This window comes from Rhodococcus sp. FW305-130 (assembly GCF_058788335.1).
This window is the reverse complement of sequence record NZ_JBYTAP010000003.1, coordinates 344,386-369,430: the sequence shown is the minus strand read 5'-3', so window position 1 is coordinate 369,430 and position 25,045 is coordinate 344,386. Positions and strand designations below refer to the sequence as shown.

The 25,045-nt window shown below is 61.1% G+C and carries 24 protein-coding genes and 1 pseudogene; 18 read left to right on the top strand and 7 right to left on the bottom strand.

The annotated features are described in order from the left end of the window. Positions 1-26: 26 nt before the first annotated feature. Positions 27-698 (top strand): GNAT family N-acetyltransferase, encoded by a 672-nt coding sequence (locus AC3WQS_RS11755; RefSeq protein ID WP_019746972.1) that lies wholly within the window; start codon positions 27-29, stop codon positions 696-698. A 67-nt stretch (positions 699-765) separates the two neighbouring features. Here AC3WQS_RS11755 and AC3WQS_RS11750 read toward each other — a convergent pair whose 3' ends face one another. Continuing rightward, positions 766-1,680: an SDR family oxidoreductase gene (locus tag AC3WQS_RS11750; protein ID WP_020906294.1), complete on the bottom strand. Its 915-nt coding sequence runs from the start codon at positions 1,678-1,680 to the stop codon at positions 766-768. Between the two features lie 102 nt (positions 1,681-1,782). Here AC3WQS_RS11750 and echA20 point away from each other — a divergent pair, with 102 nt between their 5' ends. From echA20 to AC3WQS_RS11730, 4 genes are read left to right on the top strand one after another with little or no spacing between them, the layout of a single operon-like run. Beyond that, a complete protein-coding gene (gene echA20 / locus AC3WQS_RS11745; protein ID WP_003945611.1) occupies positions 1,783-2,559 on the top strand; it encodes a (7aS)-7a-methyl-1,5-dioxo-2,3,5,6,7,7a-hexahydro-1H-indene-carboxyl-CoA hydrolase in 777 nt (258 codons plus the stop codon). Between the two features lie 7 nt (positions 2,560-2,566). Next, positions 2,567-3,475 carry a cholesterol ring-cleaving hydrolase subunit IpdA gene (ipdA, locus tag AC3WQS_RS11740; protein WP_019746969.1) on the top strand — a complete coding sequence of 303 codons (909 nt, stop codon included), beginning with the start codon at positions 2,567-2,569 and terminating at the stop codon, positions 3,473-3,475. Beyond that, positions 3,472-4,227: a CoA-transferase subunit beta gene (locus tag AC3WQS_RS11735; protein ID WP_019746968.1), complete on the top strand. Its 756-nt coding sequence runs from the start codon at positions 3,472-3,474 to the stop codon at positions 4,225-4,227. The genes ipdA and AC3WQS_RS11735 overlap by 4 nt, the downstream gene beginning before the upstream one ends. Then, complete coding sequence (locus AC3WQS_RS11730; RefSeq protein ID WP_019746967.1) at positions 4,224-5,285, top strand: NAD(P)H-dependent flavin oxidoreductase; 1,062 nt, start codon at positions 4,224-4,226, stop codon at positions 5,283-5,285. The genes AC3WQS_RS11735 and AC3WQS_RS11730 overlap by 4 nt, the downstream gene beginning before the upstream one ends. A gap of 77 nt (positions 5,286-5,362) precedes the next feature. Here the strand turns inward: AC3WQS_RS11730 and AC3WQS_RS11725 are convergent, their stop codons facing one another. Further along, entirely contained in the window at positions 5,363-6,043 is a 681-nt protein-coding gene (locus AC3WQS_RS11725) for an IclR family transcriptional regulator (RefSeq protein WP_223257971.1), read from the bottom strand. A gap of 323 nt (positions 6,044-6,366) precedes the next feature. Between AC3WQS_RS11725 and AC3WQS_RS11720 the strand changes: the two genes are divergently transcribed. Then, positions 6,367-7,476, top strand: a complete 1,110-nt coding sequence (locus AC3WQS_RS11720; protein WP_047889546.1) for a 3-ketosteroid-9-alpha-monooxygenase, oxygenase component — start codon at positions 6,367-6,369, stop codon at positions 7,474-7,476. 222 nt (positions 7,477-7,698) lie between these two features. Here AC3WQS_RS11720 and AC3WQS_RS11715 read toward each other — a convergent pair whose 3' ends face one another. Continuing rightward, positions 7,699-8,934, bottom strand: coding sequence for a winged helix-turn-helix domain-containing protein (locus AC3WQS_RS11715; protein WP_492712743.1), 1,236 nt, complete (start codon positions 8,932-8,934; stop codon positions 7,699-7,701). A gap of 68 nt (positions 8,935-9,002) precedes the next feature. Continuing rightward, on the bottom strand, positions 9,003-10,277 hold the full coding sequence (locus AC3WQS_RS11710) for a TetR/AcrR family transcriptional regulator (protein ID WP_020906292.1): 1,275 nt from the start codon (positions 10,275-10,277) through the stop codon (positions 9,003-9,005). 531 nt (positions 10,278-10,808) lie between these two features. Between AC3WQS_RS11710 and AC3WQS_RS11705 the strand changes: the two genes are divergently transcribed. From AC3WQS_RS11705 to AC3WQS_RS11655, 11 genes and pseudogenes are all read left to right on the top strand, one after another. After that, the gene (locus AC3WQS_RS11705; RefSeq protein ID WP_019746964.1) at positions 10,809-11,618 is read left to right on the top strand and encodes an MlaE family ABC transporter permease; all 810 of its coding nucleotides are present in this window, start codon (positions 10,809-10,811) and stop codon (positions 11,616-11,618) included. After that, on the top strand, positions 11,618-12,475 hold the full coding sequence (locus AC3WQS_RS11700; RefSeq protein ID WP_029254503.1) for an MlaE family ABC transporter permease: 858 nt from the start codon (positions 11,618-11,620) through the stop codon (positions 12,473-12,475). Before AC3WQS_RS11705 ends, AC3WQS_RS11700 begins: the two co-directional genes overlap by 1 nt. A gap of 33 nt (positions 12,476-12,508) precedes the next feature. After that, positions 12,509-13,702, top strand: coding sequence for an MCE family protein (locus AC3WQS_RS11695; RefSeq protein ID WP_317831365.1), 1,194 nt, complete (start codon positions 12,509-12,511; stop codon positions 13,700-13,702). Further along, the gene (locus tag AC3WQS_RS11690; RefSeq protein WP_462374476.1) at positions 13,699-14,730 is read left to right on the top strand and encodes an MCE family protein; all 1,032 of its coding nucleotides are present in this window, start codon (positions 13,699-13,701) and stop codon (positions 14,728-14,730) included. The genes AC3WQS_RS11695 and AC3WQS_RS11690 overlap by 4 nt, the downstream gene beginning before the upstream one ends. Next, positions 14,730-15,785, top strand: a complete 1,056-nt coding sequence (locus AC3WQS_RS11685) for an MCE family protein (protein WP_492712748.1) — start codon at positions 14,730-14,732, stop codon at positions 15,783-15,785. The genes AC3WQS_RS11690 and AC3WQS_RS11685 overlap by 1 nt, the downstream gene beginning before the upstream one ends. Further along, positions 15,782-16,879: an MCE family protein gene (locus tag AC3WQS_RS11680; protein WP_492712742.1), complete on the top strand. Its 1,098-nt coding sequence runs from the start codon at positions 15,782-15,784 to the stop codon at positions 16,877-16,879. The genes AC3WQS_RS11685 and AC3WQS_RS11680 overlap by 4 nt, the downstream gene beginning before the upstream one ends. Further along, positions 16,876-17,940: an MCE family protein gene (locus AC3WQS_RS11675; RefSeq protein WP_492741469.1), complete on the top strand. Its 1,065-nt coding sequence runs from the start codon at positions 16,876-16,878 to the stop codon at positions 17,938-17,940. Before AC3WQS_RS11680 ends, AC3WQS_RS11675 begins: the two co-directional genes overlap by 4 nt. After that, positions 17,937-19,157 carry an MlaD family protein gene (locus AC3WQS_RS11670; protein ID WP_019746958.1) on the top strand — a complete coding sequence of 407 codons (1,221 nt, stop codon included), beginning with the start codon at positions 17,937-17,939 and terminating at the stop codon, positions 19,155-19,157. The genes AC3WQS_RS11675 and AC3WQS_RS11670 overlap by 4 nt, the downstream gene beginning before the upstream one ends. After that, positions 19,144-19,701 carry an Rv1363c family protein gene (locus AC3WQS_RS11665; protein WP_492712740.1) on the top strand — a complete coding sequence of 186 codons (558 nt, stop codon included), beginning with the start codon at positions 19,144-19,146 and terminating at the stop codon, positions 19,699-19,701. Before AC3WQS_RS11670 ends, AC3WQS_RS11665 begins: the two co-directional genes overlap by 14 nt. Before the next feature lie 24 nt (positions 19,702-19,725). Continuing rightward, positions 19,726-20,631 carry an oxygenase MpaB family protein gene (locus AC3WQS_RS11660; RefSeq protein WP_020968478.1) on the top strand — a complete coding sequence of 302 codons (906 nt, stop codon included), beginning with the start codon at positions 19,726-19,728 and terminating at the stop codon, positions 20,629-20,631. Positions 20,632-21,106: 475 nt separating this feature from the next. Further along, a pseudogene (locus AC3WQS_RS11655) lies at positions 21,107-21,433 on the top strand (transglycosylase family protein); the annotation flags it as partial. A 368-nt stretch (positions 21,434-21,801) separates the two neighbouring features. Here AC3WQS_RS11655 and AC3WQS_RS11650 read toward each other — a convergent pair. The 3 genes from AC3WQS_RS11650 to AC3WQS_RS11640 are packed head-to-tail and all read right to left on the bottom strand — an operon-like array spanning position 21,802 to position 24,016. Further along, complete coding sequence (locus AC3WQS_RS11650; protein WP_080712662.1) at positions 21,802-22,293, bottom strand: NUDIX domain-containing protein; 492 nt, start codon at positions 22,291-22,293, stop codon at positions 21,802-21,804. Positions 22,294-22,316: 23 nt separating this feature from the next. After that, complete coding sequence (locus tag AC3WQS_RS11645) at positions 22,317-23,738, bottom strand: alpha/beta hydrolase (protein WP_492712739.1); 1,422 nt, start codon at positions 23,736-23,738, stop codon at positions 22,317-22,319. A 5-nt stretch (positions 23,739-23,743) separates the two neighbouring features. Beyond that, the gene (locus tag AC3WQS_RS11640) at positions 23,744-24,016 is read right to left on the bottom strand and encodes a DUF2277 domain-containing protein (RefSeq protein ID WP_003945457.1); all 273 of its coding nucleotides are present in this window, start codon (positions 24,014-24,016) and stop codon (positions 23,744-23,746) included. A gap of 131 nt (positions 24,017-24,147) precedes the next feature. Here AC3WQS_RS11640 and AC3WQS_RS11635 point away from each other — a divergent pair, with 131 nt between their 5' ends. Continuing rightward, entirely contained in the window at positions 24,148-25,026 is an 879-nt protein-coding gene (locus tag AC3WQS_RS11635) for a bile acid:sodium symporter family protein (protein WP_029254492.1), read from the top strand. Positions 25,027-25,045: the final 19 nt, after the last annotated feature.

The following is a 25,045-nucleotide window of genomic DNA, read 5'->3' as shown; positions in this document are numbered from 1 at the left end:
CTCGAACACAGCAAGGAGTCGCATATATGACGACGCACATTCAAGATCAAATCCTGGACCGACGCGAGATCACCTCAGCCCTCGTGCGTGCGCTGGAGCGTCGCCACGAGGTGCTGGACGCAGTGGTCGACAGCAAGGACCACCAGGAGGCACTGACCACCGTCGCGGAACTGCTCGGCACGTCGGAAGCAAATGCCGAAGCAGTTCTGAGCCTCAAGTTCAGTGCGCTCACCAAGGCTGCGCGCGATCGCATCCAGGGCGAGCTGGAGAATCTCGACGCCACTCTCGAATGGACGACGCTCGATCGTCCCGCGAGCAGCGGGCAGAACTTCACCCTGCGTCCGTTCAGCGACAGCGCAGAAGACAAGTCGCTGTTCACGATTCGTTCGGGCGAGCAGCTCGGCGAAGACGGCAAGCCGTGGAGCGAGGATCGGATCGAAGCTGAGCGCGTCGGTGGCCTCGGCCGGATCGACGACGAGACCGCTGCCTGGTTCGTCGCCGAGGACGTCTCCGGTGACGGCTCGAAGAGCGTCGGCCTGGTATTCGGCGAACTCGACGGCCAAGAGGTCAACGTGGCGATCTGGATCGCGCCGGAATCTCGCAAGAAGGGCTACGGCACAGCCTGCGTGAAGCATTCGCGGCGCGAGCTCGCCGCAGAGTTCCCCGGCACCGTGTTGGTGGTTCGGGCGCCTGCGTAGGCGGCACACCACCTGTGAGTGGTTAAGGAGTCCCTGCACTCCTTAACCACTCACGGGGCCGGAGGCCCTACGCCCCGTACACCGGCGTCGGAATCTCCGCCTTCTCCAACAGCGTTGCCACGACGGGCCCGATCTCCTTCGGGTCCCAACGGTCACCCTTGTCCTCGCTCGGGCCGTGACGCCAGCCCTCCGCGACGGTGATCTTTCCGCCCTCGACCTCGAACACCCGCCCCGTGACGTCCTTGGACTCGGCGCTACCGAGCCAGACGACCAGCGGCGAGATGTTCTCGGGCGCCATGGCATCGAAGCCCTCTTCGGGAGCTGCCATCGACTCGGCCATCGCCCCACCCGCGCCGACGGTCATGCGCGTGCGCGCAGCAGGCGCGATCGCGTTGACACTGACGCCGTAATTCTTGAGCTCGGCTGCGGCCTGGATGGTCATCTCGGCGATACCGGCCTTCGCGGCAGCGTAGTTACCCTGGCCGATCGAACCTTGCAGTCCTGCACCCGAACTGGTGTTGATGATGCGTGCGTCGACGGTCTTGCCCGCCTTGGCCTCAGCGCGCCAGTAGGCAGCAGCGTGACGCAGCGGCGCGAAGTGCCCCTTGAGGTGCACGCGAATCACCGCGTCCCATTCGCCTTCGCTCATGCCGACCAGCATGCGGTCCCGCAGGAAGCCCGCGTTGTTCACGAGTACGTCCAGGCCACCGAAGGTGTCGATCGCGGTCTTGATCAGATTCTCGGCGCCCGCCCAGTCGGCGACGTCGTCTCCGTTGACCACTGCTTGGCCACCGGCGGCGATGATCTCCGCGACAACCTGCTCGGCCGGACTCTCACCGGTCTCGGAACCGTCGGCACCCGCACCGATGTCGTTGACGACGACCTTGGCGCCCTCGGCAGCAAACGCCAATGCATGCGCACGCCCGATCCCGCGACCAGCCCCGGTGATGATGACTACGCGTCCGTCGACCAATCCACTCATATTTGTCTCCTAATGCACTCTGCTCGGGCTTGTCGGCTCCGCTTGTGTGCTAACTTACCAAGCAATCGCTTGGTTTGGTACACAGACGTAAGGAATCCCGATATGGGCATCAGCACCTCCTCCGACGGAACCGGTATCACCACGGTCACCATCGACTACGCGCCGGTCAATGCAATCCCGTCCAAGGGATGGTTCGAGCTTGCCGACGCCATCCTCGACGCGGGCAAGGATCTCAACACTCACGTGGTGATCCTGCGAGCCGAGGGACGCGGATTCAACGCCGGCGTCGACATCAAGGAGATGCAGGCGACCGAGGGATTCGACGCACTGGTCGCCGCCAACCGCGGTTGCGCCGCGGCCTTCGCAGCCGTCTACGACTGCGCTGTACCCGTCGTCGTGGCCGTCAACGGATTCTGTGTCGGCGGTGGCATCGGACTGGTCGGCAACGCGGACGTGATCGTCGCTTCCGACGACGCGATCTTCTCCCTCCCCGAGGTCGACCGCGGCGCACTCGGCGCTGCCACGCACCTCTCACGTCTGGTGCCGCAACACATGATGCGCACGCTCTACTACACCGCACAGAGCGTCGACGCCCACACACTCAAACAGTTCGGCAGCGTCTACGACGTGGTCCCGCGCGAGAAGCTCGACGAGTGCGCTCGCGAGATCGCCGCGAAGATCGCCGCGAAGGACACCCGCATCATCCGGTGCGCCAAGGAAGCCATCAACGGCATCGACCCGGTCGACGTCAAGGGCAGCTACCGCCTCGAGCAGGGCTACACCTTCGAACTCAACCTCCTCGGTGTGTCCGACGAACACCGCGACGAGTTCGTCGCCACCGGCAAGCCGCGCGAGAACGCAACCCAGAAGGAAGGCTGAGACAAACATGGCTAGCAAGCGTGACAAGACGAAGTCGCTCGACGAGGTAGTCGGCGAGCTCCGCAGCGGAATGACGATCGGCTTGGGCGGCTGGGGATCTCGCCGCAAGCCGATGGCCTTCGTGCGTGCGATTCTGCGTTCGGACATCAAGGACCTGACCGTGGTCACTTACGGCGGACCGGATCTCGGGCTGCTGTGCTCGGCCGGCAAGGTCAAGAAGGCGTACTACGGTTTCGTGTCCCTGGACTCCGCACCGTTCTACGATCCGTGGTTTGCCAAGGCGCGCACCGCCGGTGAGATCGAAGTCCGCGAGATGGACGAGGGAATGGTCAAGTGCGGCCTCGAAGCCGCTGCCGCTCGCCTCCCTTTCCTCCCGATCCGCGCGGGCCTGGGTTCGGACGTTCGCAACTTCTGGGGCGACGAACTCAAGACCGTCACCTCCCCGTACCCCGAGGCCGACGGCCGTTCCGAGACCTTGATCGCGATGCCTGCACTCAACCTCGATGCGTCGTTCGTTCACCTCAATCTCGGTGACAAGCACGGCAATGCCGCGTACAACGGTGTCGACCCGTACTTCGACGACCTGTACTGCATGGCCGCCGAAAAGCGTTACGTCTCCGTCGAACGCATTGTCGAGACCGAGGAACTGGTCAAATCCGTTCCACTGCAGAATCTTCTGCTCAACCGCATGATGGTCGACGCCGTCGTCGAGGCCCCGAACGGTGCCCACTTCACGTTGGCCGGCGAAAGCTACGGCCGCGACGAGAAGTTCCAGCGTCACTACGCCGAGGCCGCCAAGACCCCCGAGTCGTGGCAGACGTTCGTCGACACCTTCCTCTCCGGCAGCGAAGAGGACTACCAAGCCGCAGTAAAGAAGTTTGCCGATTCATCAAAGGCAGGGGAGCAGGCAAAATGAGCGAATCCACCGTCACCCGCGCAGAGTACGTTGTTCTCGCGTGCGCTGAAATCTTCTCCGGTGCAGGCGAAATCATGGCCAGCCCGATGTCGACGTCGTCCACCATCGGCGCTCGCCTGGCTCGGCTCACCACCGAACCCGACCTGCTGATCACCGATGGTGAAGCCCTCATCCTCGAGGACACTCCGGCCGTCGGAACGAAGGGTCCCATCGAAGGATGGATGCCTTTCCGCAAGGTGTTCGACGTCGTCGCTTCGGGCCGTCGCCACGTAGTCATGGGCGCCAATCAGCTCGATCGCCACGGCAACCAGAACCTCTCCGCCTTCGGCCCGCTTCAGCAGCCGACGCGTCAGATGTTCGGTGTGCGCGGCGCCCCGGGTAACACCATCAACCACGCGACGAGCTACTTCGTCCCCAAGCACTCCAAGCGAGTGTTCGTCGACAAGGTCGACGTGGTGTGCGGTGTCGGCTACGACCAGATCGATCCCGAGAACCCGGCATACAAGTACCTGAACATCCCCCGCGTTGTCACCAACCTCGGCGTCTTCGACTTCGGTGGACCGGGAAACACCTTCCGCGCGTTGAGCCTCCATCCCGGCGTCACCGCCGAAGAGGTAGCCGAGAACACCTCGTTCGAGGTAGCCGGACTCGCTGAGGCCGGTATCACCCGTGACCCCACCGCCGAAGAACTCCACCTCATTCGCGAGACCCTCGATCCGCGCAACCTCCGGGACCGTGAGGTCTCGGCATGACCCCCACTCTGAAGACAGCACTGACCGAACTGGTCGGTGTCGAGTACCCGATCGTGCAGACAGGCATGGGCTGGGTTTCCGGGCCCGCGCTGACGTCGGCGACGGCCAACGCGGGCGGTCTCGGCATCCTGGCTTCGGCCACGATGACCTACGACGAGCTCGAGCACGCGATCAAGAAGACGAAGCAGCTCACGGACAAGCCGTTCGGCGTCAACATGCGTGCCGACGCCACCGACGCGCCGCAGCGCGCGGACCTGCTGATCCGTGAGGGCGTCAAGGTCGCGTCGTTTGCCTTGGCTCCCAAGAAGGAACTGATCGCCAAGCTCAAGGACCACGGCATCGTCGTCGTACCGTCGATCGGTGCCGCGAAGCATGCGGTCAAGGTTGCATCTTGGGGCGCGGACGCCGTCATCGTCCAGGGCGGCGAAGGTGGTGGTCACACCGGCGGTGTGGCAACGACATTGCTTCTCCCCTCGGTTCTCGACGCGGTCGATATTCCGGTCATCGCCGGTGGCGGATTCTTCGACGGCCGCGGGCTGGCCGCAGCGTTGGCGTACGGCGCTGCCGGTGTCGCCATGGGGACGCGTTTCTTGCTCACCAGTGACTCTTCGGTGCCGGACTCCGTCAAGCAGGAATACCTCAAGCGAGGACTGACGGATACGACGGTCTCACGCAAGGTCGACGGCATGCCTCATCGTGTGCTCAACACCGACCTGGTCAACAGCCTCGAAGGTTCCAGCTATGCAACCGGTTTGATCGCTGCTGCCAAGAACGCCACCAAGTTCAAGGCAATGACAGGTATGAAGTGGTCGACGCTCGCCAAGGACGGCCTCGCGATGAAGCGCTCGGGTGACCGCACGCTGATGCAAATCATCATGGCGGCGAATACCCCGATGTTGCTCAAGGCCGGTCTGGTCGAGGGCAATACGGAAGCCGGCGTGCTTGCCTCGGGTCAGGTTGTCGGAATGATCAACGATCTGCCCAGCTGCAAGGAACTGATCGAGAACATCATGGAGGACGCGGCCAAGCGTATCGACGCGCTTGCGGCTCTTCGCTGACGCAGATTCATCCGAGTGCGTCTCCCCCACTGCGCTTTACGCGGAGTCGGAGGAGGCGCACTCTGCGCATTGCCGAGCTAACCGGTCTGCTGGTGACGACCACCCGGCACCTCGAAATACTGGGAGATTGCCACCGCGGCCATCTGTACCGGTGCAACGTGTCGATCGTCGATCTTGCCTCGAACGAGTGGGCCGCTGATCGACAGACCGACTTCCGCTTCGCCCAGCGCACCCACCCTCACACCGATGCAGCCGAGACCCGAAGTACACGTACCGAATACGACGCCGTACCGATGGTTGGCTATTGCGGAATGTTGCGCGACCGTCGAACGGCGGCCCGCTGCCAAGAGTGCCTTGCCGATTGCCGAGGATCGCGCCGGGATGCGAGAGCCAACGCCTGTCTGAAGGTCAGGTATCGCCTGGCTGCCGATCTTCTGAAGGTATCGCACGTTGCTTCCCTCGAGGACCCCGAGATGTACGGCCTGATTGGTGACGAGGTGCAGGTTGTACAACAACGGCACCACCACCCTCTCGAACTTGTTTCGATACAACGAGATTGCCCCAAGATCGCCGAGTTTGTCGCCGATTTCGTACTCGAGGCCTTCTCTGCGAAGCCAATCCATCCTCACTAGCTTCAGAAGCATCCTGTGCACGGACGATCGCGGAATCCCGGTTCGACGGGCCACCTCGCCCAGCGTCAACCGCGGCGTGTCACGAAAGCAATCCACCACCATCGCCAACCTGTCGAGGGTTGACATAGGGATGGGCTCTTCTGTGATCGGTCCGACCGACATGGCGTCTCCGTTTCGGTGATCCGCCCGTCGAGAGGACAGCGCTGGGCGTGCTCTGCTGACTGCAAATCTGGGCCTTCACCGGACGAACCGCCAGGGTGTTTCCCACCGTGCGGGAGACAAACCTGCCTGGCCACTCCACCTGCAGCTATACCGATCACCGGTTACCCCCGTTGAACCTGGACCAACTCCTCACCACAGTGGCCAACACAGATCACTGAACAAAGGACGACGAGTTGACTACAGACGTGACGACCACAACGGACCTCGGCGAAGTCGACGAGATCCGCATGATCGACGAGGGCGCTGCTCCCGAACGTTTTGCCCGCGGATGGCACTGCCTCGGACTTGCAACGGATTTCCACGACGGGAACCCACATCCGATCGAGGCCTTCGGCACCAAGCTTGTCGTATTTGCCGACAGCCAGGGCGAATTGAAGGTCCTCGATGCCTACTGCCGTCACATGGGCGGCGACCTCAGTCAGGGCACGGTCAAGGGCGATTCAGTCGCCTGCCCCTTCCACGACTGGCGTTGGGGCGGCAACGGCAAATGCACCGCGATCCCCTATGCACGCCGCGTTCCACCGCTTGCCAAAACCCGCGCCTGGACCACCCTCGAACAAGACGGACTGCTCTTCGTCTGGCACGACCCCGAAGGCAATCCGCCTCCGGCCGAAGTCGCCATACCGATAATCAAGACTCCGGACCACGAATGGACCGATTGGGTATGGAAGTCAATCGTCATCGACACCAACTGTCGAGAAATCGTCGACAACGTCGTGGACATGGCGCACTTCTTCTACGTGCACTTTTCGTTTCCCACTTACTTCAAGAACGTCTTCGAGGGGCATGTCGCCATCCAGGAGCAGAGCGGTATCAACCGCGACGACATCGTGACCTGGACGGATCCCGACGTGCCGAAGTTGGTCTCGAACTTCTCGGTGGCCGCCTATCACGGACCGTCGTTCATGATCGACGATCTGGTGTACCAGTACGAAACGTTCAAGGTGGATTCGGTTTTGATCAACTGCCACTATCCGGTCAGCCCGAACAAGTTTGTCCTGATGTACGGCATCACCGTCAAGAAGACCGAGGAACTTCCCGCCGGGATAGCGGACCAAACCGTTGACGCGATGATCGGTTACATCGGCGTCGGATTCGAGCAGGACATCGAGATCTGGAAGAACAAGACCCGCATCGACAACCCACTACTCTGCACCGAGGACGGTCCGGTCTACCAACTGAGGCGGTGGTACGAACAGTTCTACGTCGACGTCGCCGACGTCACGCCCGAGATGATCGATCGCTTCGAATTCGAGATGGACACAAGCAAACCCATCGAGGTGTGGAAACAGGAGGTTGCAGACAACCTCGCACGCCGTGCAGGAGCAGCGCAGTGACCATGGAACCAGTGGACTGCGAGAGGTGTGGAACATATGTCCTCGTCGAGAAGAACAGCTGGCACCATACCTCGACTCAATGGCGATCGGATCCGCACAACGTGTGTTCGGAGTATCGCGAAGACAAGGCGTCGCCGAAAATTCGCACCGGAACTTGTTCGGCATTAAGAGATTCCATCAACCGAGCTGCAGTCGACGGGAGACTCACCGTTCCAGATTGACCTAGCGCGCGCCCACCGCATCCACCTCGTCGCCGGCCATCACAGCGGCCAGCTCTGATGCCAATGTTCCATTGTTCTCCACGACTACGGTGTCGCAGCCTTGCCACATTGCGGTTCTACGAAGGAGCTCAGCCAGACGCGGTGCAGTGTCGGCATCGGCGGTGGGCTCGGCCCAAGCAGCGCGCACGAGTAGCCGACGGCTCTGTCGGTCGTTCTTGAGATCGACTCGCGCGCAGATATTGTCGTCGATCAACACGGGGAGCACATAGTAGCCGTGAACCCGCTTGTGTGCGGGAGTATAGATCTCGATCCGGTAGTGAAAGTCGAAGAGCCGCAACGCTCGATCGCGCGCCCACACTACCGGATCGAAGGGCGACAACAGAGCCTCGGTTCGGATCGACCTTGGACGCTTTGCCTGTGGATCAATCCATACCTCGCGAGGCTTGCCACGACGCTCCCAGCCCTCGACGGAAACACTGCGTACATTGCCGGCGTCTTCGAGCTCACGCAAGGCAATTCGTGCCTCAGCGCTCGGCAGCCGAAAGTAGTCGGCGATATCGTCGAGCGTACCGAGTCCGTGGGCCTTCACACCACGCAGCACCAGCTCACGGATCGCGTCCGATCGATCGATCCTCGCATCGAGGATCTCGGGCGCGAGCATGTGTTCGGCAAGGCCGTATCGACGTTCGAATCCTGCGCGACCCGCCGATACCACTTCGCCCCATCGGAACAGAGTCTCCAGCCCGACTTTCACGTCCGACCACCCCCACCACGGGCCGCGGCGTGTATTCGCTTCATGCTCGACTTCGCTCGCCGCCATCGGACCGTTTGCACGCAGTTCGTTGCGCAACCAGTCGAGGAAGTCGCGCCGATCAGACGCCCATCCGTTCTTGTCGCTCAAAGCTTTGTCACGAAACTGGTCCATGCGCCAACGAAAGAGTGGCCACATGTCCACCGGCAGGAACGTCGCTTCGTGTCCCCAGTATTCGAGGTACCCCGACTCCGGGGAGAAGGTCAGCTGATCAAGCCTGGACTTGTCGTAGGCGCCCAGTCGCGCATAAACGGGCAGGTAGTGGCTGCGTTCGAAAACGTTGACCGAGTCGATCTGCAAGACCTGCAGCCGGTCCATCACGCTGACCAGATTGCGCCGCGTCACCGTTGCCGGGTGTGATTTGCCGAACCCTTGAGCGGCGAGCGCTATTCGGCGGGCAGCTGCCAGAGACACGACTTCGCTCATAGCCGACCACACTACGCACGCCGTCCGACAAGTTTCAGGGCGGCGAGAAGTTCAGGGCGGCGAGAAGTTCAGGGCGCCGGAGCCGGGCGGCCGAAGAGAACTGCTGACATGAACGTCTGAAGTGTGGAGGCGTTTTCTGCTGCAACATCGAACTTCATCAAGCGTCCGATGTCGGGGACGAGGTTCAAAGCAGCGTGAACCAGGAACTTCGCCTCTATCGCCGAAAGGTCCGGACGAATTTCGCGAAGTATCCGCGCCCACTCGACCACGTACAGCTTCTGGCGATTCTTCAGATCGCTTCGATGTCCCGGCAGAAGGTTGTTCATCTCGGAAAAATAGACCGACATCAATTCATGTTGTGCAAACGACAACTCCACGTACATCGCCGACAGTGCGCGCAGCGCTTCCTCCGGCGACGTCGCAGACTCGAATACTGCTGCCGTCGCAAGGTCCAGACGGTCCGCCGCTCGATAGAACACCGCCCCGAGAAGTTCCGCTTTGCTCGGAAAGTAGCGGTACATCCCGGAAGCGTTCAAACCCGCAGCGGCTGCGATCTCTTCGATACTGACGTCGTGGTAACCGCGAGAATCGAAGAGCCGCACGGCTTCCTGTAGCAGACGTTCACGCTTGTTCGTCGTCACCGGTCGCGTCGACACAGTTTGCTCCGACCGCCGCGATGTAATTGCACTCCCACCGTGTTCGATCGACAGACAAGCGTCGAGAAGAACTTGCTCCATCCGACGTTGGGGCAGTATCAGATTGTGAGCGGTGATGCTGCCGATCACGCTGAACATCGCTGAGGTGAGGATGGTTTCGGCACGAGCACTCGCCGGCGGTTCGGAGCGTGAAAGATGCAGTGCAACTCGGTGATTGACAGCAGCTGCCTGAGCTCGGACCGATTTCCGATCGGCAGCGTCGAGAAACCGACTCTCCCACCGGTAGATCCCGGCTGTGCGCCGATTACGCACCGTCGTTCGGATCACAGCGAGCAAATCCTCGCGTAGGCGCTCCCGGTCAGTTGCATCGGCGGCGACGGAGACCGCATCGAGTGCACTCTCGAGCGCGTCGGTCAATTCCAGTGCCGCGTGGCGGAACATCGCATACTTGTTCGGAAAATGCCGATAGAGTGCCGAACCCGAAATACCGACGGACGACGCAATATCCTCGACGCCTACGGCAGGATATCCCCGTTCGCTGAACGCAATTGCAGCCGCAGCGGCGATCTTCGCCTTGCGGTCCTTCGGACGTCGCTTGACCGACTCCGATCCCGCCGCTCGAAGGATTACACGCGAGGTCTGTTCGTCAACTGTCTGCGCATCGACAGACTGCTGTCTCGGGCTCACTCGCGCACCCCCTCTCTCAGCCCCACCAGACACCAAACCGATCCTTTTGCGAATGAGCATAATCATAATCGCTGCGCGCCATCGGAAACTTTCGAGATTCCACTGTATCCACGTTCTATATACGCTGCTAGCTGCCCTAACTTTAGGTTGCCATCAACTGCATCGCCCCGACCATCGATGCTGAAGCTCGAGAGAATTCTCGTTAACAAAGCCTTGCCCTGTGGTCGAAACCAGGGGTAGGGTCACCGCTCGAAGCGGCCCCTCCCTCCCCGATCGGGACATCGGACGACGGCTTCCGGAATTTCGATGAACTTAAGCCGAGGACACCACCCGACAGAACTCATATTGCCACGTCAACGCGCTGACCGTCGCAGTTACACCGAAAACTCACCCGAGAATTTTCGTTCACATAATGCTTGCCACGTCACATATATGTGTGAGATGCTTCACAAGCAGTTCGCTCGACCGCCAGCGTCCGAACAGTTCGACTTTCGTGCTGAACCATGTTGATCTGCAAAGGAATTCAATTAGATGACGTACGAGCTACCAGCCCCGAAAGGCCCGGTGCGAGACGTAGCGTTGCAGGGGGGCTATCTGATCGGATTCTCGGTGCAGGCACTGTTCGGCCTGTTCACGGCAATCCTCCGCAGGCGACTCTCGTTGCACGAGACGGTCACTCAGACGCTCTTCATCGGTCGCGTCAGCACTGGTCCGTCGCTGCTCCTCATGATTCCGATCGGTGTCTTCATCGCGGTGTCGGTCGGCGAACTGGCCGGCCGCATCGGTGCCGGTGGCTACTCGGGCGCCGTCGTGGCATTCATCATCGTCGGACAGGCCGCAGCACTGGTGTGCGCGTTGATGATGGCCGGTGTTGCCGGGTCGGCGATCTGCACCGATCTTGGTTCGCGAAAGATTCGCGAAGAGATCGATGCCATGGAAGTGATGGGCATCGATGTGATCGAACGCCTGGTAGCTCCGAGATTGGTTGCGGCAGTGATTGTCTCCCTCGCACTGTGCTCGATGGTGACCTTCGGCGGAGTGATCGCGTGCTATCTGTACCACATCTACGTGCAGCATCTTCCGGCCGGAACGTTCATGGCAACGTTCAGCCAATACGGTCGATCGTCCGACTTCGTCATGGCTTTGGTGAAAGCCGCGATCTTCGGCCTCGCTTCGACTTTGGTGGCCACTTTCAAAGGTCTCCATGCAAAAGGCGGCCCCCGCGGCGTTGCCGACGCAGTCAACGAGGCCGTCGTCATTGCGTTCGCGCTCGTCTTCATCGTGAACACAGTGTTGTCCGCGTTGTACACCGTAATCGTCCCGGCAGTCGGTGAATTCTGATGTCGCTCGTCGATCTCCGTGTTCGAGCCCGTCAAGCGAGCAGACCCCTGCGAACCGCAGGTGACGGCCTCGTCTCCCTCGGTCAGCACGTCACTTTCTACGTCCGCACCATCGCATCGATCCCTTTTGCGCTCACCAAGTACCGCAAGCACGTACTCGGTCAGATCAGCGAGGTCAGCTTCGGCACGAGCTCCTTGCTGTCCGGCGGCGGCACCATCGGGATCGTCTTCGCGATGTCGCTCGCCGCGGCAATGATGTTGGGCGTCGAGACTCACCGGGGCCTCGAACTCGTCGGGATGACCTCGCTCTCGGGCATGCTGTCTGCGGTCGCGAACACCCGTGAGCTTGCCCCTGTTGTCGTCGCTATCGCGTTGGCTGCCAAGGTCGGAACGGGTTTCACTGCCCAGATCGGGGCTATGCGCATCTCGGACGAGATCGACGCCCTCGACTCGATGGCGATCAGATCCATCCCCTTCCTCGCGGGTACGCGGGTGATCGCTGCCATGATCTGCGTCATCCCGATCTACATGATCGGGCTGCTCGCCAGTTACCTGTCGACCCGACTGGTCGTCGTGTTCTTCAACGGTGCATCGGCAGGTACTTACGACTACTTCTTCCATCTGGCGATCTCGCCGCAGGATCTCCTGTACTCGGGCCTCAAGGCCGTGGTGTTCGCCGCTGTTGTCGCGCTGGTTCACTGCGCGTACGGCTACTATGCCTCCGGTGGTCCGGCCGGCGTCGGGCAGGCTGCCGGGCGCGCGCTTCGGACTGCGATCCTCGCGATCGGAATCCTCGACGTACTGATGACTTTCGCGCTGTGGGGCCTCGTGCCCCAGATCCCGGGAATGGGGGTCTGAGCCGTGGACAGACTCACTACACACACAAAGATCGTGTACGCCCTTCGCGGCGCAATCGCCATAGTGGTAGCCGTCGCCGCCGCTGTGACAATGGTTTTACGCGGTTCTGGAAACCTCGAGCAGAGCACCGACATCTTCGTCGCTGTTCCAGCCACAGCCGGTCTCATCAGCGGTGAAGCTCCGGTGCGGTACCACGGCGTCAACGTCGGCCGAATCGGCGAAATCGAATCAGGCACGGCCGAATCCGTTGTGCAGTTGCAGATTCAGACCGATGACGCGTCGAAGATTCCCGCCGACGTGGTGGCCCGCGTCGTTCCGCGAACGTTCTTCGGCGACATCTACATGCAGCTCGTGGACAGTCCGAATGAGCAGGGCCAGACGACTCTGTCGGACGGAGACGAGATCCACATGGACGACGGTCCCGAAGCCGTTGCGCTCTACGACGTGTACACCAAGTTGGTGGGCGTCCTCACCGCCATGCAGCCCGAGAAGCTGCAGACAGCCCTGACTGCGCTGGGCCAGGCACTCGACGGAAACGGAGCCGAGATCGGTACCACGATAGACAATCTCAGTGCCGCGTCCGGCGTACTGACACCCGCCGCACACCAATTCCTCGAATCGACACCCGAATTCAAGTCGGTCGTCGACGCGTTGGACCGCGCGACCCCCGACATTCTCGATACCTTGGCAGCCGCCACAACCGTCTCGAACAACATGGTCGCCAACAGAGCGAATCTCGAGTCCTCGATCGGCGCGGCCGCAGTCTTCGCCGCTACCGTCGACGATTTTGTCGTGGAGAACAACCGAAACATCATCACTGTGATCGATTCCGCCGGAAAGATACTCGCAACCACCGCGGCCAATCCCGGAGGACTGCGTTCCACCCTCGCCAATGCCAGTACGTTCGGCGCCGCGGGCGCGCGGGTCTTCGCCACCGGTAAGTTCGACATCACAGCAGTTGCCACGTTCGCCGAACCGCTCCCATACACGGGCGATGACTGCCCGCAGTACGGGGACTCGCGCGGCGCGCAGTGTTCAGGCTCCAACCTGACGCCTGCACAACCCGTCAGTGCCCCGGTCGTGGGCGGCGAAGCCGAAGCGGCCACGCTGCGCTACCTCGAAGATCAGCTACTGGGCGGATCGCCGGAACGCTCGGACACCCCAAATACGGCAACAACACTGATGTTGGGGCCGATGGTCAGAGGCAATGAGGTGACCGTCCCGTGAAGGTCCGTCCTGGCCAGGTAATTCGGTTGTCACTCTTCTGTCTCACCGGCGTCGCTTGTGCGTCGTTCGTGGCGAACACGTTGTCGGTCCCGGTTCGCGGAAGCACCGATTCGTATTCGTTCGAGTTCACCGATGTCGAAGGCCTCAACCCGGGTAACCCGGTCACGATGTCCGGTGTGCGTATCGGCCGCGTGGACTCAGTTGCGTTTGCCGACAACGGCGGCGGCACGAGCAAGGCGATCGTCGACGTCGAAATCGAGTCGCAATATTCCCTCGAGTCGGATGTCCGTGCCGCCGTGCGCTACGGCGACATGCTCGGTGCTCGATATCTGGCACTGACGCAGGACGACAGCGCGACAACGGTATCCGCACGACAGCTCGAACCAGGTGACACGATACCGCTGGCGCAGACAACACCGCCGATCAACTTGACGGCACTGATGAACGGGTTCAAACCGTTGTTCGCCGCGCTGCAGCCCGAGCAGGTGAACACGCTCACGCGAAGTTTTGTCGAAACCTTCAACGGCCAGGGCCAGGCGATGACCACCCTCCTCGACCAGATCGCGACCATGAGCTCCGGCCTTGTCGACCGTCAGGACGTCTTCGCACAACTACTCACGAACATGAACACTCTTCTCACCTCCGTCGACGAACGTCAACCCGAATTGGTCGGTCTGCTGGACGGTTTGAACGATCTGAGTACTTCCGTCGTCGGGCAGAACGATCAACTGGTCTCGCTCTTGGATCAGGGAAACCGAACTGTCTCGTCGTTGGCTCAGATCATGGCCGGGTCGAACGGCGCATTCGGTCAGACCGTGCAACAACTCGAAAGTGTCACCGGGAGTTGGGTTGCGAGCACCGACGAGTTCAACAGACTTCTCGCCAACCTTCCCCAGTTCGCCGACGCCGCCAACCGGATCGGAAGTTACGGAAGTTTCATCAGCCTGTATCTGTGCAATTTCACTCTGAAGGCAGGCGACATGGAAGCCAACATCTTCGGTCCGACACATTCGCCGGTGTGCTCATGATGTTCCTGGTCAAGCTGATCGACGTGTTCGTCGGCATCATGCTCTTCCTGTTCAAAGGGGATCGCCGTCGCAGCGGTAGCGGCACCGCTCTCGCCCTGGGTAGTCTCGGAATCTTCGTTCTGGTGGTGGGACTCGGCGCCGCCTTGGGCATTCCGAAGCTCTGGTACAACGTACGCACGTCGGCATACACAGCGGAGTTGGCCAATGCCAGCGGGCTTTCCGACACCGATCCGGTTTACGTGGCCGGGGTTCCCGCGGGCCGAGTGGATTCGATCGACCTTGCCGGCGACCACGTCGTCGTCAACTTCCGCTTGGACAAGGACCAGCCTTTGGGAAACCAGAGCACGGCGACTGTCAGGCTCAAGACGGTCCTTGGCAAGCGCTACCTGGAGATCGTGCCGGCCGGAGTGGTCGACGAGTCCGATGCACGGGTCATCCCGCTCTCCCGCACAACCGTGCCGTACAGCCTCGACGACGTCAGCAGTGATGCCACCACTGCGGCCACCGGCATCGACCTACAGGCGATGGAGTCCATGATGAACACCCTTTCGCAGGTGATTCCAACTGATTCCGATCAGGTGGGCCGGGCTCTGGCCGGAATCAGCGGCGCCTCGGCGGCTTTCGCGCAGAACAGTGAACAGATCGACCAGATTCTCATCATGTCCCGCGAGCTGTCGGACATGGCTGCGGCACAAACCGATTCGATAGTCGGTACTGCGGCCAATGCTCAGACGATCGTTCGTACTCTTGCGATGCGCAAGGACGCACTGACTCAGCTGGTCGACAACCTGACAATCATCATCTCGAAGCTCTCCACCACTTTCGTCGATCGTCAGGACGAGTTCGGAGCCATGACCGACAACCTCGTCGAGGTCACCACCACGCTGAAGAACAATGCAGATCAGATCGACCTGCTGTTGACTCGTCTTCCTTCCGCGCTGCGTTCGGTCACCGATTCCGCCGGCACCGGCAATTGGACCGACGTCAACGCGCCGGCCGCCGTGATCCCGGACAATCTGCTCTGCGCGCTCGGCATCATGGAGGGCTGCAAGTGAATACACGAAAAGCCGTCACGGCCATGCTGGTCGTGACCCTGGCGATTGCACTCCCCGGTTGGTACATCTTCGGACGAACGGATCAGTCCAAGACCGTCTACGCCGATTTCAGCTACGTCGGCGGAATCTACGAGGGAAGCAAGGTCACCGTCCTCGGAGTCGGCGTCGGGACGGTCACGTCGGTGGAACCTCGCGGAACTTCTGTTCGAGTAGCGATGTCGATGCCCAACTCCGTGGACCTGCCCGCCGACGCCTCGGCCTATGTCCTCAATCCATCGGTGATCAGCGATCGCCACATCGAACTCGGCCCGGCTTACACCAGCGGAGAGACGCTGAAAGACGGCGACCAGATTCCGATCGAACGTGCCCACTCCCCCATAGATTTCGACGGCTTGATGGGAAGCGTCAGCACTTTGGCCGACGCATTTGCCGGGGATGGGGGCAATCTCGGCGATCTCGTGAGCCGCGGCGCTGCCGGATGGCAGGGCCAGGGCGATCAATTCAACACCGCAATTCGCAACCTCAGCACGGCAACCGGAGTTGTCGGCGCTCGGTCGGAAGACATCGGTGCCCTTGTCGACAATCTCAACACCTTGATGAATGCTCTGGACGCACGGCAGGTCAGCCTCGACGAACTTGTCGGTGACCTCGGCACATTGGGCGATCAGTGGGCGAACCAGAACATGGACATCTCACAGCCTCTGCAGGATCTGCAGGTGGTCTTCGACCAGTTGAACAGTTTCATGACAACTCACGGCGATGATGTCGGTGCCATAGCCGACAACGTGCGAGTTCTCGGTGACACTCTGGCTGCCAAAGAACCCGGCCTCGCTGAGTTCATGGACCTGGTGCCGTTGATGATGCAGAACCTCTCCCAGACAATCGGTCCTGATCAGCGCGGGCGCATTCGGCTCAACGTCTCGACTGCATTGACTCAGTTCGCGGTTGCGAAACCGCTGTGCGACACCTACAAGTTGCCGATCTGTACCGGAGCCGGGTTCACGAATCCGATTTCCTTCCCCCTCAGCACTTCTGATCCGCTCGGAATCGCCTCCGCGATTTCCGGCGGAGCCGTCCCCGGTGGTGGCAATTGACGCGGCAATCGGTTCGAATAGTCGCCGGTATCGTGATCATCGGCGTGGGTTCTGTGGCCGTGTTCGCCTTCGGCGGCTGTAGCGCAGGCATTCAAGACCTACCCCTGGGTCGTTCGGCCGACGGTGATGCGTACAACGTGGCGCTGCAGCTGGCCGGCGCCGACGGCCTGGTGTTGGGGGCAGACGTCCGCAGCGGCCAGAAAGTCATCGGCCGAGTATCCGCGCTGTCCGCCGACGTCGTCGGAGCCGATGTGACGCTGAGTCTGGACGCCGCGACGCCGTTGCCGGACAACGTCAAAGCATCCGTCGAACTCCCGTCCGCACTGGGCAACCCGTTCATCAGACTATTGGTGCCGGAGGTTCCGTCCGGCTCGATGCTCAGCGACGGCGACACAATTCCGGAGTCTCGCACCGAGATCGGTCCGCAAGTCGAAAGTGCGCTTGCCACGCTCGGTACGGTTCTGACCGGAAGCGGCATCGATCAACTCGATACCGTGGTGCGCGAGCTGAACACCGCGTTTTCCGGGCGCTCCGGTGAAGTTCGTTCCCTGACCGACACCCTGACCTCGCTCATGGCAGAGGCAAGCAGTCACCGCAGCGAGTTCGACGAGGCCGTCGACCTCGCTGCCCGGGTCTCCTCCCAACTGGCCGGCCAACGCGTAGTTGTCGACAACTACCTCGATTCCGTTCCACAGGTGGTGTCGATTCTCGTGGGACAGAAGGATCAGATTGCAAGCCTGTTGAACTCGACCGTTCAGCTCGCCACCAACGCAAACACCATCCTCGACTCGTCACCCGACGGCCTCGACGCGATGCTGCACGATGCGTCGACCGTTGTCGGGACTCTGGATTCGTTCAACTCAGAGATCGGTCAGACACTGGCGAATATGAACGGATTGCTCGAGAACTTCACCAGTGCAGTCCAAGGTGACTACCTCGTTTTCGACGGCGCCCTGGATATTCCGGGAACGATCGACAAGCTCTGGAGCGGCGGGATGGCCGGTCAATCGATCGCACCGGCGGGAACTCTCACCGATCTACTTCAGGGAGGTCTGCGTTGAGTCGCCTTGCGCTTGTTCAACTTGTCCTGTTCGCTCTGATCGCTGCTGTGGTAATCCCTTTCGGAATCGTCTACGTGGTCGGCCCTCAGGGTTTCGGTGGCCAAATCCGGCTGCACGCCAACATGTCCGACGCCTTCGGGCTGACCAAGGGCACGGTCGTCACGTATCGCGGCGTACAGGTGGGGAAAGTGAGTGAAGTCGAACTCGACGCAGGCACCCGCTCGGCTCGGGTGGAACTCTCACTCAACGACAACACCGAGATACCTACCGACAGCGTCGCCAAGGTGACGATGGGGACCGCAGCCGGAATTCAGAATGTCGACATCTATCCCAACACAGACCACGGCCCGTATCTTCGGGACGGCGACGAAATCGCCATGCCCGCGGATCAGCAACCGGTCCAGATGAGCCAGTTGATGCTTCAGGCGTCCGGTGTCCTGGAAGGGATTGATCCGCAAGCGATCAGCGACATCGGGACCGAACTGGGAAATTCGTTCAACGGGCTCGGCCCGAGCTTGGCGACGATGATCGACAACGGTGGGACCATGTCCGCGCAGTTGAACGACCAGTCGGCCGAACTCGCCGCGCTGCTGTCGCGAACCTCCACGTTGGTGGACTCCATGGCGACACAATCGGATTCGTTCGTCCGAGGAATGGCAGCTGCCAAGAACTTCACCGAACAACTCGAATCCAACGCTCCGGTACTGATCTACCTCACCGATCATTCGCCCGCCGCCCTGAACAGCGCTCAACAGTTGTTCGACAAGTACCACAACACTTTCGGAGCGGTCCTGGCCAATCTCGTCACTGTCGCACCGATCATCTCCGACCGCACAGACGCCCTCGAAACCGGACTTGTCACGATTCCTGAAGGTCTCGCCAAACTGGCATCCATCGTCAAAGGCGATCGCGCCGACTTTGCATTGGTTGCCACACAGGGGCCGGTCTGTAACTACGACACCCCTCGGCGTGAGGTCGGCGATCTGTCGCCCACCAGTCCAAGTCTGGCGATGTACTGTCCCCCCGCCGACGACCTCGTCCAACGCGGAGCACAGAATGCTCCCCGCCCGAACGACCTCGGATTGCAGAACTCGACGGTCCCCGGTACGCCGATCGGACCGCCCATCGTCGCAGATCCGATTCTCGTCCCGACCGGAGTCGAAGCCCTGAACTACTGGAGATTGATGTTGGAAGGACTGGGAAATGGCACACGGTGACAACGCACTACTCGACGAGGCTGAAGCCGAGGTGGCCGAACATCCGACTTCTCCGTCGCTACTTCGCCGCCTCAAGGAGCCACGCAACGCACTGATCTCACTCATAGCGGTAGCGCTGGTCGCAGCATTGGTGGTGCTCGGATTCCAGATGTACTCGGCGAATCAGGAAGACACGCTGCGGCAGGAGGCTTTGGACACCGCGCGGGATTACTCGACCATCATGTCCTCCTTCGACTATCAGAACCTCGATGCCAACAGAGACAGCATCGCCTCGATGTCGACCGACGAGTTTGCCGGCACCTACCGAACGATGGTCGATTCACTGCGCGAAGTCGTCGCCGGGGGGCAAGGCCAGGCGAGCGCAACGGCGACAGACGTCGGCATCGAATCGCTGGACAATTCGTCGGCCAAGGTGCTCGTGTTCGTCGACCAACAAGCGAAGAATGTCGCAGCGCCAGAGGGAAACACACAGAAGTACCGCATGGTCGTGTCCCTGGTCCGCTCGGACGACCGGTGGCTCGTGAGCAACGTCGAGACCAAGTAACTCACCACGCGCGGAGGAAGATCCATGCCCACTCACTACCTGGATTCGGAAAAGTCCGAGTCGTCTCTTCGGACCGATCAGACACGCATCACCATCACGGCGGAGCGTAGGCGGTGGGCACGTAAACCCGCACACATCACCGACGCACTCGATTTCTGGTCGTTCGCCGGAGCCGCTGCCAACGTCATCCTGCAACTCGGTTGGCCCGAGGTGGCGTACGGCGTCATGGAGAGCAAGGTCGAATCTGGTGCTCTGACAGCGCATCCGTGGAAGCGCGCACGAACCACAACGCAGTACCTGACGGTCGCGATCCTGGGCAACGAGGAAGAGCGAAAGGCCTACCGCGAGGCTGTGAATTCGGTACACCGACATGTGAAGTCGGATGCGAACAGCCCGGTCAAGTACAACGCCTTCAATCGCGAACTCCAATTATGGGTTGCTGCTTGCCTGTTCATCGGTTTCGAAGACAGTCATCAGTTGTTGCACGGCAAGATGTCGGAAGAACAGGCGGAGTCGTTCTATCAGTCCGCATCAACTTTGGGAACGACACTGCAGGTCACCGAAGAGATGTGGCCGGCCACACGCGCAGATTTCGAGCGCTACTGGAACCTCGGTTGCGAACGCGTCGTCATCGACGAACGCACCAAGCAGTATCTGATCGACCTGGTCAATCTACAGATGATCGCTTGGCCGATACGCTTGGTGTTCCGAAACTTGTTGCGGTTCCTGACGGTCGGATTCCTTCCACCGATCTACCGCGACCAACTCGACCTCGAGTGGACCGAAGACGACCGCCGCCGGTTCGAACACCTCTTCATTTTCGTGTCGTTCGTCAACAGGTTCATTCCACGCTCCGTTCGTCAGGCCGGCAACACCATTCAGATGCGCGACATCCGTCGTCGGATCAAGGCGAGCAAGAATCTCGTCTGAGCCAGCAGCGCGTAATTCGTTTTCAATTCTGCTGCCCCACAGGTAAATCGGGGCGGTCGGTCGACAACAAATCGCGGTTCGACACAGCCTCCTGTGTGACCAGAACTGGGGCCGGAAAATCGACAAAACCGGCCGATCGAGCGCCACATACCGACGCCATCAAGACGCTTTTCCAGTGACTTGCATCACACTTTATCTCGATTATGTAACGCCGAGCGAGGTGGCATATCGCCACGCGACCTGGGAAAACACTCTTTGATGCATTTCTGTTGCACAAACATGCGTCGACACGCCGACCCGTGACCAATCCGTAATCATCTCTTATGGTTGGTGACAGCCCGATCAACCGGGCATTACCGAATCGCCACCGCCCGTCCCACCCCGCGGTTCGGACTCGACAACATTCCTAGTGGTGGGAGCGGAGCTGAGACGGTCACCGTCCTCCGTCGGCGGGACTCGAGAGGATTTACCAAAAATGACCAAGACCACCGTTACCCGTGCCCTTGCCTCTGTCGCCGCAGCCGGAGCCCTCGCAGCCGGAGCCCTCGGACTGAGCGCCGGCACCGCGTCCGCAGCCACCCACGACTGGTCGGGTGTCGCAGAATGCGAATCTTCGGGCAACTGGGCCGCGAACACCGGAAACGGCTACTACGGCGGGCTCCAGTTCAGCCAGAGCACGTGGGAAGCCTACGGCGGAGCCGGCAGTGCCGCCAACGCCAGCCAGGCAGAACAGGTCCGCGTCGCGGAAAACGTCCTTGCCGGTCAAGGTGCCGGCGCGTGGCCGGTTTGCGGACAGTACCTCCGCTGACCCCAGCCCAAGTAGTGCGTCACTGCCCGGTGTTCGTCGAGAATTCGACGGCCGCCGGGCAGTGTTGTACACCGATACCTATTTCCCACCACCACTACTGTTGAAAGATGTTACAGCGGTGCGTGATCCGTCGGGATGACGCGGTGCGAGCGAGGTATATCGACTCGCCTTCCGATCCCCCATCATCCCGCGAAGAATTATCGACAACCTTTGGAGCATCCTTCTGAACCGGTTGCGAGAACTGACCGGCGCAGCCGTAGACGCGTACGGGATGGGCTCCTTGCGCACGTAGTGCTCCATAACCCCAGCGTAGCCGTGTTTCGATGCCGAAATGTTCGATTTCAATCACTACCTCGCATCCCTCACGGCGACCGAACAAATCGATCCGGCGCACCCGACGGCCCATCCTTGACCAGGCGTACAAACCGGTCGGGTAAATCGCGTGGCCCGAACACTTCTCGACCATTGTGTGACAGAAGGCGGTCAACGCTCCACCACTCGAAGTGCTCGACCAGCTCGGCGGCCAGCGCTTCGCGCCCCAACGACCCACAGGGCTCGAATGCGGCCGCCACCGGCACGAGGAAGTAGTCGTTGATCGCACCGTCCCAACCCGGCAATATCGTCGGATCATGGATCTCCTCATGCCACACATGGGTGGCGGCGCCGCAGTCACGCAAGCCGATCTCCTCGTCCAATTCGCGCGCGAGCGCCTCGGGCGGGGTTTCGTCTCCTTCCAAGCCTCCGCCCGGAGGACACCAGACCGTCAGCCCGCCCCCGGGTGCGATGTATCGGTAGAGCAGAAGACGAGACTGGTCGTCAACGACCAACCCCCTGGCCGAATGCCTCAGACGCATGAGTGCCACTGTAAGTCAGCAGGTCAGGCCACAACGGCCAACTCCGGCAGTCCGGCAACCACAACCGCGAGGTTGTAACCCGACATCCGCAGTTCTCCGTTGTCCCCGGTTCTCGCGTACTCCGCATGACCGAAAGCCCGCTCGTGCTTGACACCGTCCAGGGTGATCCCCTCGGCCGTGGACAATCGGTGGAACTCGGTGCGTGTCGGATCGCCACCGAAACGGCCGAACCCCGCGATACTGTCGCCTTCCGCTTTCATGACGTAGACGTGGCGGTCGGCGATACCGAGGTCCGACTCCACCTTGGCCCGCACGCCGGGTGAACCGTAGAACACCACGTCGTCGACCGCTGCGCTTGCCCCGCGTTGCAGCGCAAGAGAAGTCGCGAGCGATCCGTAGGAGTGACCCAACGCGGTGATATGGACTCCGTCGTTGACCGACGCAGCACGAAGACCGTGAAAGAAGCTACCCAATGCGTCGGCGGCTATGCCTGCCTTGGACGATCGACTTACGTCGAAGCTGGCCCGACCGATGTCGAACTTTCCCGGCCCGATCACCTGTGGCGCGTCGTATCCGATCCAGGCGATGGTGGCCACGCTCTCCTTTCGGCCGGCCAGCTCGAGTTGGCGCATCGCCTCGGCTCGTAATCGTGTTGCCTCGCCGACCATTCCGCGCATCGAGTCCTTGACGTTGGTGTTCAATCCGGGAATCGTCACGGAGATGTGATCCGCTGTGTCCGGATCACCGATCGCGATTGCCGCGAAGCCGCGTTCACCCGAGCGCATGTCCATGAGCAGTAACCGTCGACAAGGTTCGGCGCGAAACAACTCGTCGAGCGCGTCCAGATCCTCGAGTTTGCGTTCGGCGTACCACTGGCCCGCCCCTGTGTTACTCAGCCTGCCGCCGAAGAACTCACGGTGGAGTTCTTGCGAGATTCGGACTGAATCATCTTGCAGCCGTGCTCGTTCCGATTGAATTCGATCGAGATTGGCCGGACTACGAACCGCAGAAGGAATTCCGTCGAGGTTGGCGATCAGGCCGGGTGCATGACGCAACATCTGACGCTGCCGATCGGGGCTGAACGCTAGCCACTCCTCCCCCACACGCACAGCTTTGTCACGGAGGTCGGTGCCGACCTGAGACCGCAGAGACAACGCATGATGAAGATCCGCGCTGACCAGCAGTGCCTCACCGATCAGTTCTCGCACCGCGACCTCGAGCAACTGGGCATGCACGTGGAGCGGGTGACCGTCGGCGATGGGCGCAACGGCAGAAACGGTTCCGTCCTGACGAATATGCAAGTCGTCGGCGACGGCCTCTTTGCGCAGCGTATCCAGCCGTCGCCGGATGTCGCGGACACGATCAGCGACCAGAACGCCCTCCAGCCCAGCTGACAGCTGATCCAACGGTTCGACGTCCCATACGTCGATATCTGTGAGATCCACTCGGGTCAGGACGAACGAGCAGCGATCCGCGCCTGTACTTCCGGACGACGCAACGGCGGGACGGTCTGAGGTGGCTGTCTGCGAGGCGGCAATGCGCTGAGCAGGCGCGTCGTCGTTTCGGTCACCTCACGCACCGCCTGTTCGAAGGCGTCTCGGTTCGCGTCGGACACCTTGGCTATTCCACTCACCTTACGTACGTATTGGCGAGAGGCGGCCTCGATCTCCTCGGGCGTAGCAGCGGGCTCGAGTCCACGAAGTTCAGTGATGTTTCGGCACATAATTCGACGATAACCCTGCTCACCGACGCCGTCACGGTTCGATACACCAATGTATCCAAACTGCCACGCAGATCCGGGCATCACGGTAGTTTCAGTGAAATTCCCCAGTGACTGGAAGTAGCCACTAACTCATGGACTCTGCACTCACCTCCGTCGGCCTACCCGCCGCACTCGCCATCATCATGTTCGGCCTCGGGCTTTCCCTGACGGTCGGAGATTTCGCCCGCGTGGCAAAAGCGCCGAAGGCCGTTTCGATCGCCCTGATCTGTCAGTTGTTGTTGCTCCCGGCCGCGGCCTTCGGATTGGTCACGTTGTTCGACCTCGACCCACTGCTCGCGGTCGGCATGATGCTCCTCGCCGCATCACCGGGCGGCACGACGGCAAACCTGTTCAGCCATCTGTTCCGCGGCGATGTTGCTCTCAATGTGACACTGACTGCGGTCAATTCGGTGATAGCGGTGGTCACTCTCCCCCTGATCACCAACTTCGCGTTGGGTTACTTCGAACCCGAGGACGCGGACGGCACCCTCGGGCTTCAGTTCACGAAGGTGCTTCAGGTCTTTGCCGTCGTATTGATTCCTGTCGCCCTCGGAATGTGGGTTCGGTTGCGCTCGAGCGCCTTTGCCGAGCGGATGGACAAGCCCGTCCGCATCGGATCCGCGGTGGTTCTGGCACTGGTGATCGTCGGAACGGTTGTTTCCGAGCGCGAGAACATCGCGGACTATCTCGTCGACATCGGCGTCGTCGCTGCCTTGTTCTGCCTACTGAGCCTCTCGATCGGTTACGTCGTTCCCCGGATATTCGGCATCGAGGATCGTCAGGCAATCGCCAGTTCCATGGAAATCGGCATCCACAACAGCACGTTGGCGATCACCATCGCCGTCAGCCTCCTCGGCAACGTGCAATTGGCAGTGCCGGCTGCGGTGTACGGCGTTCTCATGTTCCCGCTCGCCGCCGCCTTCGGCGCAACGATCACCCGCAAGTCACGGACAATGGCCGAAATCGACTAATATCAGGCGGTTTTCGATA